Origin of the sequence: Achromobacter sp. RW408, assembly GCF_003184165.1 — a bacterium.
Lineage (GTDB): Bacteria > Pseudomonadota > Gammaproteobacteria > Burkholderiales > Burkholderiaceae_B > Achromobacter > Achromobacter xylosoxidans.
The window spans coordinates 1,989,440-2,002,852 of sequence record NZ_QHHO01000049.1; the positions used below are offsets into that span (position 1 = coordinate 1,989,440).

General features: G+C 66.1%; 12 protein-coding genes. 10 read left to right on the top strand and 2 right to left on the bottom strand.

The features are described 5' to 3' along the window. The first annotated feature begins 96 nt into the window (after nt 1–96). On the top strand, nt 97–1,929 hold the full coding sequence (gene glmS / locus DK459_RS28600; RefSeq protein ID WP_020925581.1) for a glutamine--fructose-6-phosphate transaminase (isomerizing): 1,833 nt from the start codon (nt 97–99) through the stop codon (nt 1,927–1,929). 141 nt (nt 1,930–2,070) lie between these two features. Here the strand turns inward: glmS and DK459_RS28605 are convergent, their stop codons facing one another. Together DK459_RS28605 and DK459_RS28610 are read right to left on the bottom strand one after the other, a co-directional pair. Further along, on the bottom strand, nt 2,071–3,090 hold the full coding sequence (locus DK459_RS28605; RefSeq protein WP_054506092.1) for an NAD(P)-dependent alcohol dehydrogenase: 1,020 nt from the start codon (nt 3,088–3,090) through the stop codon (nt 2,071–2,073). Nucleotides 3,091–3,270: 180 nt separating this feature from the next. Then, the gene (locus DK459_RS28610; protein ID WP_110135213.1) at nt 3,271–4,113 is read right to left on the bottom strand and encodes a class I SAM-dependent methyltransferase; all 843 of its coding nucleotides are present in this window, start codon (nt 4,111–4,113) and stop codon (nt 3,271–3,273) included. A 199-nt stretch (nt 4,114–4,312) separates the two neighbouring features. On the opposite strand from DK459_RS28610, the gene DK459_RS28615 reads away from it, so the two are divergent. The 9 genes from DK459_RS28615 (at nt 4,313) to DK459_RS28650 (ending at nt 13,402) form a co-directional block, all read left to right on the top strand. Then, complete coding sequence (locus DK459_RS28615) at nt 4,313–4,792, top strand: Rrf2 family transcriptional regulator (RefSeq protein ID WP_006388111.1); 480 nt, start codon at nt 4,313–4,315, stop codon at nt 4,790–4,792. A gap of 3 nt (nt 4,793–4,795) precedes the next feature. Then, complete coding sequence (locus tag DK459_RS28620; RefSeq protein WP_233256871.1) at nt 4,796–6,055, top strand: MFS transporter; 1,260 nt, start codon at nt 4,796–4,798, stop codon at nt 6,053–6,055. A gap of 98 nt (nt 6,056–6,153) precedes the next feature. Continuing rightward, on the top strand, nt 6,154–6,393 hold the full coding sequence (locus tag DK459_RS30670) for a hypothetical protein (RefSeq protein ID WP_158288285.1): 240 nt from the start codon (nt 6,154–6,156) through the stop codon (nt 6,391–6,393). Nucleotides 6,394–6,446: 53 nt separating this feature from the next. Further along, nucleotides 6,447–7,199: a helix-turn-helix domain-containing protein gene (locus DK459_RS28625; RefSeq protein WP_054506089.1), complete on the top strand. Its 753-nt coding sequence runs from the start codon at nt 6,447–6,449 to the stop codon at nt 7,197–7,199. Nucleotides 7,200–7,386: 187 nt separating this feature from the next. Further along, the gene (locus DK459_RS28630; protein ID WP_006388114.1) at nt 7,387–9,543 is read left to right on the top strand and encodes a TonB-dependent siderophore receptor; all 2,157 of its coding nucleotides are present in this window, start codon (nt 7,387–7,389) and stop codon (nt 9,541–9,543) included. Next, nucleotides 9,471–10,490: a Fe2+-enterobactin ABC transporter substrate-binding protein gene (gene fepB, locus DK459_RS28635; protein WP_233256872.1), complete on the top strand. Its 1,020-nt coding sequence runs from the start codon at nt 9,471–9,473 to the stop codon at nt 10,488–10,490. Before DK459_RS28630 ends, fepB begins: the two co-directional genes overlap by 73 nt. Beyond that, entirely contained in the window at nt 10,487–11,512 is a 1,026-nt protein-coding gene (locus tag DK459_RS28640; RefSeq protein WP_070539830.1) for an iron ABC transporter permease, read from the top strand. Before fepB ends, DK459_RS28640 begins: the two co-directional genes overlap by 4 nt. Then, nucleotides 11,478–12,557, top strand: a complete 1,080-nt coding sequence (locus DK459_RS28645) for an iron chelate uptake ABC transporter family permease subunit (protein WP_020925568.1) — start codon at nt 11,478–11,480, stop codon at nt 12,555–12,557. Before DK459_RS28640 ends, DK459_RS28645 begins: the two co-directional genes overlap by 35 nt. Before the next feature lie 23 nt (nt 12,558–12,580). Next, nucleotides 12,581–13,402: an ABC transporter ATP-binding protein gene (locus DK459_RS28650; protein WP_050807753.1), complete on the top strand. Its 822-nt coding sequence runs from the start codon at nt 12,581–12,583 to the stop codon at nt 13,400–13,402. Nucleotides 13,403–13,413: the final 11 nt, after the last annotated feature.

Sequence of the window (13,413 nt, forward strand, 5' to 3'; positions counted from 1 at the left end):
TGAATAAACTGTCAAATATGACCAGATAAAGAAATCAAATTTCTTGGCGGGACGCGCACAATGCGTTCCGTACTCGAACTTTCAGGAGTCTCTCCTATGTGCGGCATTGTTGGCGCCGTCGCCCAGCGCGACATCACCCCGATCCTGGTCGAAGGCCTGAAGCGGCTGGAATACCGCGGCTATGACTCCTGCGGCGTCGCCGTCTACGCCGACGGCCACCTGCGCCGCACGCGCAGCACCCAGCGCGTGGCCGAGCTGGCCGAACAGGTCGCGCAGGACAAGGTGCAAGGTTTCACCGGCATCGCCCACACCCGCTGGGCCACGCACGGCGTGCCGGCCACGCACAATGCCCACCCGCATTTCTCGCACCTGGGCAACGACGAGCCGCGCATCGCGCTGGTGCACAACGGCATCATCGAGAACCACGACGAACTGCGCGCCGAGCTGCAGGCCGTGGGCTACGTCTTCGAAAGCCAGACCGACACCGAAGTGATCGCGCACCTGGTCAACCACCTGTATGCCGGCGACCTGTTCGAGGCCGTGCAGAACGCCGTGCGCCGCCTGCATGGCGCCTACGCCATCGCCGTGTTCTGCCGCGACGAGCCGCACCGCGTGGTCGGCGCGCGCCAGGGTTCGCCGCTGGTGGTGGGCGTGGGCCAGAACGAGAACTTCCTGGCCTCGGACGCGCTGGCGCTGGCCGGCACCACCGACCAGATCATCTACCTGGAAGACGGCGACGTCGTCGACCTGCAGTTGGCGCGCGTCTGGATCGTGGACGCCAACGGCAAGAATGTGGAACGCCAGGTGCATACCGTGCAGGTGCACACCGGCGCGGCTGAACTCGGCCCCTACCGCCACTACATGCAGAAGGAGATCTTCGAGCAGCCGCGCGCCGTCGGCGACACGCTGCAGGACATCGAGGCCATCACGCCCGAACTGTTCGGCGACGACGCCTACAAGATCTTCAAGGACATCGACTCGCTGCTGATCCTGGCCTGCGGCACCAGCTACTACGCCGGCCTGACCGCCAAGTACTGGATCGAATCGATCGCCAAGATCCCCGTGGCGGTCGAAATCGCCAGCGAATACCGCTACCGTGACAGCGTGCCGAACCCGCGTTCGCTGGTCGTCACGATCTCGCAGTCGGGCGAAACCGCCGACACGCTGGCCGCGCTCAAGCACGCCCGCTCGCTGGGCATGGAAAACACGCTGACCATCTGCAACGTGTCCACCAGCGCCATGGTGCGCGAATGCAAGCTGTCGTACATCACGCGCGCCGGCGTCGAAATCGGCGTGGCCTCGACCAAGGCCTTCACCACGCAGCTGACCGCGCTGTTCCTCTTGACGCTGGCGCTGGCGCAAGTGCGCGGCCGCCTGACCGACGAGCAGGAGGCCGAACACCTGAAGGCGCTGCGCCACCTGCCCGTGGCCATCGGCTCGGTGCTGGCGCTGGAACCGCAGATCATGGCCTGGGCCGACCGCTTTGCCTCGAAGGAAAACGCGCTGTTCCTGGGCCGCGGCATGCATTACCCGATCGCGCTGGAAGGCGCGCTCAAGCTCAAGGAAATCAGCTACATCCACGCCGAGGCCTACCCGGCCGGCGAACTCAAGCACGGCCCGCTGGCCCTGGTGACCGAGCACATGCCCGTTGTCACCATCGCGCCCAAGGACGAGCTGCTGGAAAAGCTGAAGTCCAATATGCAGGAAGTGCGCGCGCGCGGCGGCGAGCTGTACGTGTTCGCCGACGCCGACAGCAAGATCCAGAGCGCCGAAGGCATGCACGTGATCCGCATGCCCGAGCACTACGGCAAGCTGTCGCCGATCCTGCACACGGTGCCGCTGCAGCTGCTGTCGTACCACACGGCCTGCGCCCGTGGCACCGACGTGGACAAGCCGCGCAATCTGGCCAAGAGCGTGACGGTGGAGTGATGCCTCGGGGCGTGGCCCCGATGTTGAAAACGAGAAATAAGGTCGGTGTCTCGACAACGCCCGACGCGGCTTTCCGCATTTGAAGAGCGTTGTCTCTCGACACCTGGGCCGCCATCAAGGCGGCCTTTTTCTTTGTGCCGTTCAGCGGTCGACGCGGATCACGATCTTGCCGAAGTGACGGCCCGAGGCCAGGCGCTCGAACGCGGCCGGCGCCTCGTCGAAACCGTAGACCCGGTCTATCACCGGCGCGATGCCGGCGCTGTCGACCAGCCGCGTCACATCTTCCAGCATCTTGCGGCTGCCCACCAGAATGCCCTCCAGGCGCTTGTGGCCGGCGATCAACGCCAAGGGCGAGACCGGCACCGAGTCGAAACCGCTGACACCGCCGATGATGCCGACCGCGCCGCCGTGCCGGACCGCCGCGACCGAGCGTTCCAGCGTGCCCTCGCCGCCGACTTCCAGCACCACGTGGGCGCCTTCGCCGCCGGTGACGCGCAGCACTTCGTCCTGCCATTCGGGGTTGTCGCGGTAGTTGATCACGTGGTCCGCGCCCAACTCGCGCGCCCGCGCCAGTTTCTCGTTGCTGGACGAGGTGATGATGGCGCGCAGGCCCGCTGCCTTGGCCAGTTGCAGGCCCCAGATCGATACCCCGCCGGTGCCCAGCAGCAAGGCGGTCTGGCCGGCTTTGGCGCGTCCCGCGACGAACAGGGCGCTCCAGGCGGTGACGGCGGCGCATGGCAAGGTCGCGGCCTGTTCATCCGAGAGCGAATCGGGAATGGCGACCAGGGAGTGCTCGGAGAAAATGACCTCGCTGGCCAGCACGCCGTCGCTGGCGGCGCCCGGCACCCGCGCGGTGTTGACGGGGTCGGACTCGCCATCGATCCAGTCCGGAAAGAAGGCGCCCATCACCCGGTCGCCCGGCCGGTAGCGTGTGACCCCGGCGCCGACGTCCACGACTTCACCAGCGGCGTCGGACGCTGGAATGACGGGGGCGTCCGCCGGTTTCAGGTAGCCGCCACGCGCGACCATCAGGTCGCGGAAGTTCAGCGAAACGGCCTTGACGCGCACGCGCACCTCATGGGGACCGGGGGCGCGCGCTGCCAGCGCCCCGCGTTGCAACGAGCCGATACCCTGGCCGGCGGTGATCCGATATGCCTGCATGGTGATGTCCTCTGTCTTGGTTCCAGAGAGCCGCACGGCGCGGCCCAGTGCCCGTAAGATATCCGGGACCCGCGCTATCCAGTGACGTCATGAATTCCCTTCAATGTTGCCTGCAAGGAACCAGTGAGGTCGCTACGCCAACTCCCGCCAGGCCATTGCCACTTACATTGCCTCCATCCGCTACCGCGGCGTCGGGCGTGGATCGCGTTGAATGGTGTAGCGAAGGAGATGGTTCATGCGCCGGAGGGCGGGGATCGCGAGCATGATGCCGATGGATATTCTCGACAGCAGGGAAAACCGCGCGACGTCATCGCGGCGATAGCAGTCGGCCTCTTCGGCCAGTTTCAGCGGCGGCGCGAGTGCCTCCAGCTCACGCGGGTCGTCGATTCCCCACTTCAACTGTGCGCCGGTGGCGCGCACCGACGGAATGCGCTGGACGAAGCGAACGCCCAGGGAACTGAGCGCGTCACAGATGAATTCCCCGTGTTGAAACCTGGAAACGATACCCCCGAGTAGCGCCCTGACGTCGTCTCGCGACAGGTACATCAGCAGGCCCTCCGCGATTACGAGCACTGGCAGGTCGGCGGGAACCTGCTCAAGCCACGCGACATCCTGGACAGCGGATGCGATCAGGAAATAGCCTTCCTGCATCGCGAAAAGCCGACGCCGAAGGTCGACCACCTCGGGGTAGTCGACGTCGTACCAGCGCACGCCCGGCGCTGGGGCGATGCGGAAGTAGCGCGTATCCAGCCCGCAACCCAGGTGAAGTACGACGCATCGAGGATGGCGTTCGATGAAGCGGCGCGCCCATTCGTCAAGATGGTGGGCGCGCATCGCCAGACCGATCATCATGTCGCGGCCGACCTTGAGCCTGGCGAAGTCATAATCGATGCGTTTCACCGCTTCCGCGGCATAGCAGTCGTTCAGGAGCGAGTCGCCCAGTTCGGATTCGCCGGCCTTCGCGAACAGCGTGATCAGCAGGGTCTCCTTCTCCTGCGTCAGGTGCACTTTCTCTGGTTTCATTGCGCTACCCTCATTGATGTGCCGCGTCGTTGGTTGACGGTGCAATTTATCTAGATATAATTTATCCAAATTAAAGCGGCGAAGCTACCTGCTGGATGGTGCGCGAAACAGCCCGTCGTTGCGGATGTTGGCCTATCGATGGCAACAGCGCTGCATGCGTTGCGTAATTTCATATCGATCACTGGAAATTGTAAATAGCATGAAGATGAGCGAAGGTGTTGAATGGGCATTGCACTGTTGCCTGACCCTGGCGTGGGTCGGCAATGACGGGCCGGTGCCGACGTCCAGGCTCGCCGCCGCATTCGAACTGCCTTCGCACTATCTGAACAAGTTTCTCCAGAGTCTGGTGCGTGCCGGAATTTTCACTTCTTCGGCGGGCGCCAAGGGGGGCTTTCAACTCGCGAAGGCTCCCGAGGCGATCTCCCTGTTGGATGTCGTGATGGCCATCGAGGGAGATGAGTGGGCATTCCGGTGCACCGAAATCAGGCAGCGTGGCGCGGGATGTCTTGCCAAGCCAAACGACTTCGCGCGTCCCTGTGGAATCGCCGCCGCCATGCAGCGAGCCGAGACCGCATGGAGAAAGGAGCTGGCCGCGCAGACCATTGCCGATCTGATAAAGGCATCTCCGCCATCAGGGAGCCAGCGAATGAAGCAATGGTATGCGGGCTATTCAAGCTAGCCGTTGGAAAAGAGGGTTTCCCTCTTTTTTTGGTTCGTTAATCTAGATATTAAATATCCTGATATGAAAATGGAAAACGTCGAGCAATCAAAGCGCTCCCTGGGCTCAACCCTGGTTTTGGCCTTGGGTACGTTTGCGGTCGGTATGGATGCATTCATCGTTTCCGCATTTTTGCCGGAGATGGCCGAAGACCTGTCTGTGAGCGCATCGATGGCCGGGTGGTCGGTCACTGCGTTCGCCCTTGCCTATGCATTGCTTGCCCCGATCATCGCGACGATGACTTCCACGGTGGCCCGGCGCAGGCTGCTTGTGTCGTCGCTGGTTTTGCTCGGCCTTGCCAACATCGCTTCCGCGGCATGTACGACATTGGGGCTTCTCATACTGACGCGGATAGCCGCCGCCGCATCGGCGGCGGCCTACACCCCGAACGCGGGGGCGACGGCTGCCGCCATGGTGCATCCCGGTCAGCGGGCGCGAGCGCTTTCCGTCGTGATCGGAGGGCTCACCGTCGCCACTGCATTGGGCGTTCCGCTTGGCCATGCGATCAGCGTGTTCATGAACTGGCGCGCCTCATTGGCTTTTGTCGGCGTTCTTGCATTCGCGGCGGCGGCAACGGTCTTTTTTGTGATGAAGCCCATGCCCGGAGGCGCCGCCATCGGTTTGCGGCAACGATTGTCGGTGCTTGCAAGACCAGGTGTCGTGGGCATACTGATGCTCACGGTTTTCGGGATGGCCGCCGCCTATTCGGCGTACGCCTTCGTCATCTCCATCCTGGAAGGCTTTCAGGTCCCGCCCGCCAATTTCACCATGATGCTGTTCATGTATGGGCTTGGCGCCTTTTGCGGCAACTATCTTTCCGGGTGGGCTACGGACAGGCACGGGCCGATCATGACGCTTGCCTGCGCATACCTTGTCATGACCTTGGCCCTTGGCGGCCTGGGCCTCATGTTCGGCGGGAAAGGACTTGAAGCGATCTATCCGATTTCTTTCCTGATAGCGTGCTGGGGGGGCAGCAGCTGGGCCCAGTCACCCGCACAGCAGCAAAGGCTGATCAGCCTGGCTCCACAGGAAGCCAACCTGGTCATTGCGCTGAACTCTTCGGGAATCTATATCGGGATCGCTATCGGGACAATGATAGGCGGCCAGCTGATTGGCCTGGGCGGGTCGTATCCGTTATGGGCCGGGGCGGCACTGGCTGCAATTGCGATGTGCTACATCATGATGTCTGGAAGTACAGGGCGCCAAGGCTCCGATCGCGGATAGCGCTGGGCAGTCGAGCGGCGCCGGGCCGGGCCCCGGGCACGTAGCCGCGCCGGAATCGGGCACCTTGAGAACATAACCTGGGGCTGGCCGGGGATGCCGTGAGCCAGGCCGCGCGGTTCCATCGCGGTCAGCACAGCGACAACATTCTCACGCTGAAACTGGTTCTTGCCACACAGGACCGCAGAAAATATAATGAGAATCGTTTTCATGAACGTGTCGTGGCCATCCTCGTCCCGAACGGCGGCCGCTTTTTTTTATGGCAAGCACCCAGTCCGGTGCGCCTGGCTTGGCCAGCGCGCCGCCCTTGCGGAAATTCCATCGCCTGCGACCCGGCCTGAGCTTGCAGCTTGCTTGCGAGGCCGGTGGCGAGTCGTCGACGGGGTTGGCGACTGTGGACGATTCCCTGCGGATCGTACTGGTGCTCGACGGCAGGATCGACGTCAGCTACGGCCGGGCCGCGCTGAATCTGGTTCGTGGTCAGGGGGCCGACGCGGGTCTGGTGATGCTGCGCGAACCCGAGGAATGCCGGCGTGTGGTGCGAGGGGGAGAATCGTCGCGGCGTGTCAGCATCGGCGTGAGCCGGCAGTGGCTGGAACAGTCGCTCGGCGAGACCGCGGTGATTGCCCCGCATCTGGCGACGCGCTGCTGGAGCGCATCCACGCGGATCCGGCTGCTGGCCGAGCAGTTGCTGAGTCCTCCGCCTATGCCGCGACAGCTGGGCAGCCTCTACCTTGAATGCCGTGCCATCGAACTGGTCATCGAGGCGCTGTCGCATGGCAGGGCGGGCGATTGCCATGGCACCGATCCCATGCCGTTGCCCGCGGCGGTTCATCGTCGTATGGTCGATCTTACGCATTGGCTGCGCTGCCACGCCGACCAGCCCTTGAGCATCGACCAGATCGCGCGCCACATGAATACCACGGCCACCACGCTGCAACGCCATTTCCGGCAGGCGCTGGGGATCACGGTGTTCGACTTCCTGCAGCACGAGCGCCTGCGCCTGGCCCGCCACGCCCTGGAATCCGAGGGGGTGAGCGTGACGCAGGCCGCGGCCATGGCCGGCTATGCCAATCCGGGCAGTTTCTCCACGGCATTCCGCCGCCACTTCGGGCTGACGCCGAACCAGGTGCGCGCGCGCCTGTAAATCCCCGCGCGGCCGCGGCGATTGCCGTTTGCGCGAACGATTCCGCCGTTTCCACAAACGACGTGTGCCACGCTCCCATGCTCTACTTGCCTGAGAACGAATCTTATTTGCTTTCAGGAGAAGTCCCGTGCCCGCCGTCGTCCCGATGCGTCCTCATTCCCGCCGTGTCGCGCGTCCGACCGGGCGCTTGGCTTATCCCTTGTTGGCGGCGCTGCTCGTCCAGGCGGGAACCGCGCTGGCGGCCGACGATGCGGTGAGCCTGGAAGCGGTGACGGTGAATGCCTACCGCCCGGCGGAGACGATCGGAGGGTCGACCAAGACCGATACGCCGTTGCGTGAAGTGCCGCAGTCGGTGTCGGTGATCGAGCGGCGCGAGATGGATCTGCGCGGCGTCAGGAATCTCAACGAAGCCACGCGCTACACCGCGGGCGTGCTGCCCGAGAGCCAGGGCATCGACAACCGCGTGGATGATCTCTACATCCGCGGTTTCGATGCCGGCAGCTTTGGCGCGAACGTGATGCTGGACGGCTTGCGCGCGCCGTCGGACACTAGCCTGAGCTGGAACCGGACGTCCTTCAACACCTGGAACCTGGAGCGCGTCGAGGTGCTGAAAGGCCCGTCCAGCGTGTTGTACGGCCAACTGGCCCCTGGCGGCATGGTGAACCAGGTCAGCAAGCTGCCGACGCCGGAGCAGGATCAGGTGGTGCAGTTGCAGCTGGATAGTCATGGGCGCGCGCAGACGGCGTTCGACCTGGGCGGGGCCAATGGGGACGAAAACGTGCTGTGGCGGCTGGTGGGCCTGTATGGCGATGGGTCCACCCAGATCAAGCACACCGACCACGAGCAGTGGTTCATCGCGCCCAGCGCCACCATGTACTTCAATGACCATGCCACGCGCCTGACGCTGCTGGGGATGTACCAACAGGATCGCGGCGGCAGCACCTTCCAGTTCCTGCCCTACGAGGGCACCGTCGTGCCGGCCGCCGAGGGCTACATCAAGAACACGACGTTCCTGGGCGAACCCGACTGGAACACTTACGACCGCAATATCTGGACCGCCGGCTGGCAGCTCGAACACCAGTTCAACGACGCCTGGAAAGTCAGCCAGAACGCGCGCTACACGCACGTGGACTCGTTGTACCGCGCCACGGTTGGCAATGGCGTGCGCGGCGCCGCGCTTACCAACCTGAGCACGCTCATCGGCGGCCGCATCCTGAATCGTCGCGCGGTCCAGGGCGAGGGCGACTCCGATGCGCAGACCATCGATACGCGCGTGGAGGGCAAGTTCGCGACCGGGCCGGTCGCCCATACCATGGTCGCCGGTTTCGACTGGCAGAAGACGCAGTGGACCTTCCTGCGCCAAGCGGCGGCGGTGTCGCCCGCCGCCATCGCCATCAATGTGTACGACCCCGTCTACACCCACTACGATTTCGAACCGACACTGGCGCCGCAGATGTCCACCCGCGAGACCGATTCGCAGTATGGCGTGTATCTGCAGGACCAGATCGCGCTGGACCGCTGGCGCTTCACGCTGGGCGGCCGACAGGACTGGACGCGCATGGATTCGCTCAATCGCCTGACGGGGACGCGCCAGGTGACCCGCGACGAGGCCTTCACCGGCCGCGCCGGCGTCACGTATCTGTTCGACAATGGGCTGGCGCCCTACTTCAGCTATTCGGAGTCGTTCCAGCCGACCGGCGGAACGACGCGTTCGGGCAGCGCCTTCAAGCCCACCACCGGCAAGCAGTGGGAGGCGGGCATCAAGTACGAACCGCGCGCCATTGACGGCATGATCACGTTGTCGGCCTACGAGCTGTCGCAGCAGAACGTGCTGACGGCCGACCCGCTCAACGAAGCCGACGAGGCCTACCAGGTGCAGACCGGCAAGGTGCGGGTGCGCGGCATCGAGCTGGAAGGCCGTGTCACGCCGCTGCGCGGGCTGAGCCTCATCGGCGCCGTCACCCGCATGGACTCCAAGGTGGTGCGCAGCAACGATGGCAATACCGGCAACCGCATGATCCGCGTGCCCGACTGGATGGGTTCGATGTGGGTCGATTACACCTTCCATGGCGGTCCGCTGGCCGGCCTGGGCATGGGCGCGGGCGTGCGCTACGTCGGCCCGACTTATGGCGACCTGGCCAACTACCTGCATATTCCCGGCTACACGCTGTTCGACGCCGCGCTGCGCTATGACGCCGGCAAGATCGGCGGCATGAACCTGCAACTGGCGCTCAATGGCAGCAACCTGGCCGACAAGCGGTATGTGGCCACGTGCTCGGCCGCCACCTCGTGCTATTACGGCACGGGCCGCACGGTCATGGCGACCGCGAGGCTCACGTGGTGAGTGCGGGCCGGCCCATAACTGCGTGGCTGCTGCTGGTGTTGTCGCTGACGGTGGCGGTCTTCCTGCCGGCGTCCGCGCTGGCCGATGATGGATGGCCGCGCCGTTTCGACAATGCCGACGGCACGCGGACAATGCTGGCTGCCGCCCCGCGGCGCGTCCTGTCGACGTCGGTCACGGTGACCGGCACGCTGCTGGCCATCGAAGCGCCGGTGATCGCCAGTGCCGGCAATGCCAACGGCCGTTTTTTCGACCAATGGGCGGCAGTGGCGCGCGCACGCGGTCTCAAGCCGTCATGGCCGGCCGGGCAGGTGGACCTGGAGGCCGCCTACGCGGCGCGGCCCGATCTGATCGTTGTTTCCGCCACGGGCGCGGATTCGGCGCGTGAGCAACTCGACGCCTTGCGCGCGATCGCGCCGGTCATCGTGGTGGACTACAGCCACCAGACCTGGCAGGAACTGGCCCTGCAGCTGGGCCGGGCGCTGGGCACGGAGGCCGCCGCGACGCGCGCCGTCGCCGGTTTCGATGCCCGGGTTGCCGCGGCGCGTGCCCGCTTGCGCGTACCGCAGGGCAAGGTGAACATCATCAGCTATAACGGCCCGGGCACCAACAATCCCATCGCCACGCCGGCCAGCCCGCATGCGCGGCTGCTGGCGGCCCTGGGGTTTCGGATCGAGGCGCCGGATCCGGCCTGGCACGTCGCGCTGGGCCGCCCCGGAGACTTCGTCTGGGCGCCGTATGAAGCGCTGACCCGCTTGACCGCGCAAACCACCTTCGTGTTGCGCGCGGATGCCGACGATGCCGAGGCGATGTTGCGCGATCCGGTGCTGGCCAACCTGCCTTCGGTACGCGCGCGCCAGGTCTATGGCCTGGGCCGGAACGCTTTTCGCATAGATGCGTACAGCGCGGGCCAGATCCTCGACGCGCTGCTCGAACGGTTCGGGACATGACGCCGATGCCAAGGGCGCGCACGCCGCTTGCGCGTCGCCATACCTGGTGCTTGTTGCTGGCCTGTGCCCTCGCGATTGCCTTGCTGGCGCCGCTGAGCCTGATGATGGGGGCGCGTCCGCTGTCGCTGACGACGGTGAGGCAGGCCTTGGCCGTCTTCGATCCGCTCGACAGCGCGCACCTCATGGTGCGTCACCTGCGCTTGCCGCGCACGCTACTGGCGCTGGCGGCCGGAGCGGCGCTGGGCGCCGCCGGGGCGTTGATGCAGACCTTGACCCGTAACCCGCTGGCCGATCCAGGGCTGCTGGGCGTCAATGCGGGCGCGGCGCTTGCCATCGCCGCGGCCACGGCACTGGGCGTCGTGCACGGCCCGGTCGCGCAACTGCTGGCCGGCCTGGGCGGAGCGGCGCTGGCGGGCGCGCTGGTCCATGCCATTGGCGGACTGCATCGCGGGCGCGATCCCCTGCGGCTGGTGCTGGCGGGCGCGGCCATGTCGGCGATCCTGTTTGCCGCTACGCAGATCATCACTGTCAACAGCGACGATCGCGTCTTCGACCAATTCCGCCATTGGGTGGTCGGCTCGCTGCAAGGACGCTCTGGCGCCGTGCTGGCCGTGGTGCTGCCGGCAACCGTGACGGGCGTCGCCCTGGCGCTGGCATGGGGCCGAACCCTGGACGCATTGGCGTTGGGACGTGAGCTTGGCACGACCCTGGGCACGCGGCCGTACCTGGCCTGGTCAGGCACCGCGGCGGCTATCGTGTTGCTGGCCGGCGCGGCCACCGCCGCCGCCGGGCCGCTCGCCTTCATCGGGTTGGCCGCGCCGCACCTGGCCCGCCACGCCTGCGGGTCCGCGCATCGGCGCCTGATCCCCTGCGCCGCGCTGGTCGGAGCCTGCCTGCTGCTGGCTGCCGATACGCTGGGCCGGATGATCGTCCCGCCCGACGAGATCAGCGCCGGAATCATGGCGGCGCTGCTCGGAGGACCTCTTTTTGTCGCGCTGGCGCGCCGTGCCGGTGCTTGCTGACATGCGCGATTCCGTTCCCATGCCGCCGCGGCGGTACGTGCATCGCTTCGGCTTCCTGGCCCGGCGGCGGGTTTTACTCGGTGGCCTGGCGCTCGCCCTGTGCGCCGTCATCCTGGCATTGATTGCCCTGGGGATCGGCAGCGCGGAACTGTCGCTGGGCCGCATTCTCGACATCGCGATCGGACGATCGTCCGCCACGCCCGGTGAGCGCCTGATCCTGGGCTTTCGCCTGCCGCGGGTGCTGACCGGCCTGTCCGTGGGGGCCGCGCTGGGGGTGTCGGGGGCCGTATTCCAGTCATTGTCGCGCAATCCGCTGGGCTCGCCGGATCTGATCGGGTTCACGACGGGCGCGGCCACCGGCGCGCTGTTGCATATCGTGGTTTACGGTCCGTCCACCGTCGGCGCGGCAATGGGCGCGGTCGCTGGCGGCGCCTTGACCGCGGTCGCCGTCTGGCTGCTTGCGCGGCGCCAGGGCGCGATGGGCACGCGACGCCTGGTGTTGGTCGGCGTTGGCGTGGGCGCGATCCTGCACGCCGTCAATGGCCTGTTGCTGGTCAAGGGCGATCTCGATCACGCATTGCTGGCGAACCTGTGGTTGTCCGGTTCGCTCAATGCGCGCGCATGGGCGCATGCCTGGCTTGCCGGCGTGGCCATCGTCCTGTTCCTGCCGCCCGTCTGGTTGTCGGTGCGCCGCCTGGCGCTGCTTGAAATGGGCGACGACGTCGCCGGGCAGCTGGGCCTGCCGGTAACCCGGGTACGGCTGGCGATGCTGTTCTGCGCGGTGATGCTGGCATCCCTGGCCACCGGCGCAGCCGGGCCGATCGCCTTTATCGCGTTGGCCGCGCCGCAGCTCGCCCGGCGCCTGCTGCGCAGCACCGGACCGTCGGTGGGCGGGGCGGCCGCCATGGGCGCCTGTCTGGTGGTGGCGGCCGACCTGCTCGGCCAGCAGACGTTCTGGCCGTTGCACCTGCCCATCGGCAAGCTGACCGGTTTGCTGGGCGGCCTCTACCTGATCTGGCTGCTGCTGCGTCGGGGCGCCCGATGATTTCCTCTCGCGGACGATTACCCATGCAAGATTGCTCTGCATCCCCGCCTTGCGCGATGGCGCTGCGCGCGCGTGGGCTGACACTGGCGCATGACCTGGGCGCGGTGTGCCAGCAGTTGGACCTCGATATTCCGGCCGGACGCATTACGGTCATCCTCGGGCCGAATGGGTGCGGCAAGTCGACGCTGTTGCGGGGATTGGCGCGTCTGTTGGCGCCGCAGGCCGGCACGGTGCTGCTCGACGGCAAGGACCTGCGGCGCTTTGGAGCGCGCGAGCTGGCCGTTCGCCTGGGCTGCCTGCCGCAGGCGCCGCAAGCCCCCGACGGCATACGGGTGGCGGAGCTGGTGGCGCGTGGCCGCTATCCGCACCAGGCGTTCTGGCAGCCGTGGCGCGCGGAGGATGACGAGGCGGTACAACGCGCGCTGGAACAGACGCGCTTGACGGCCCTGGCCGATCGGCCCGTCGACACCTTGTCCGGAGGCCAGCGCCAGCGCGCCTGGCTGGCATTCGCGCTGGCGCAGAACGCGCCTGTGATGCTGCTCGACGAACCCACCACCTACCTGGATATCGCTCACCAGCTGGAAGTGCTGGATCTGTGCCGCAGTTTGAACCAGCGGCAGGGCAAGACCCTGGTGATGGTGCTGCACGACCTGAACCAGGCCGCCCGCTATGCCGATCACATCGTGGCGCTGCGCGACGGAAAGGTGCAGGCCAGCGGCCCGCCGGCCGAGGTCATCACGCCGGAGCGGGTGCGGCGCCTGTTCGGCATCCGCTGCGTCGTGATGGCAGATCCCGTGTCCGGGACGCCGCTGGTGGTGCCCGTTTCCAGCGCCGAAACCGACTGAACCGATACTCC

Coding starts and splice junctions, on each gene's coding strand:
- DK459_RS28650 (WP_050807753.1), top strand. CDS start 12,581: ATGCAAGATTGCTCTGCATCCCCGCCTTGCGCGATGGCGCTGCGCGCG.
- DK459_RS28605 (WP_054506092.1), bottom strand. CDS start 3,090: ATGCAGGCATATCGGATCACCGCCGGCCAGGGTATCGGCTCGTTGCAA.
- DK459_RS28610 (WP_110135213.1), bottom strand. CDS start 4,113: ATGAAACCAGAGAAAGTGCACCTGACGCAGGAGAAGGAGACCCTGCTG.
- DK459_RS28640 (WP_070539830.1), top strand. CDS start 10,487: ATGACGCCGATGCCAAGGGCGCGCACGCCGCTTGCGCGTCGCCATACC.
- glmS (WP_020925581.1), top strand. CDS start 97: ATGTGCGGCATTGTTGGCGCCGTCGCCCAGCGCGACATCACCCCGATC.
- DK459_RS28615 (WP_006388111.1), top strand. CDS start 4,313: ATGAAGATGAGCGAAGGTGTTGAATGGGCATTGCACTGTTGCCTGACC.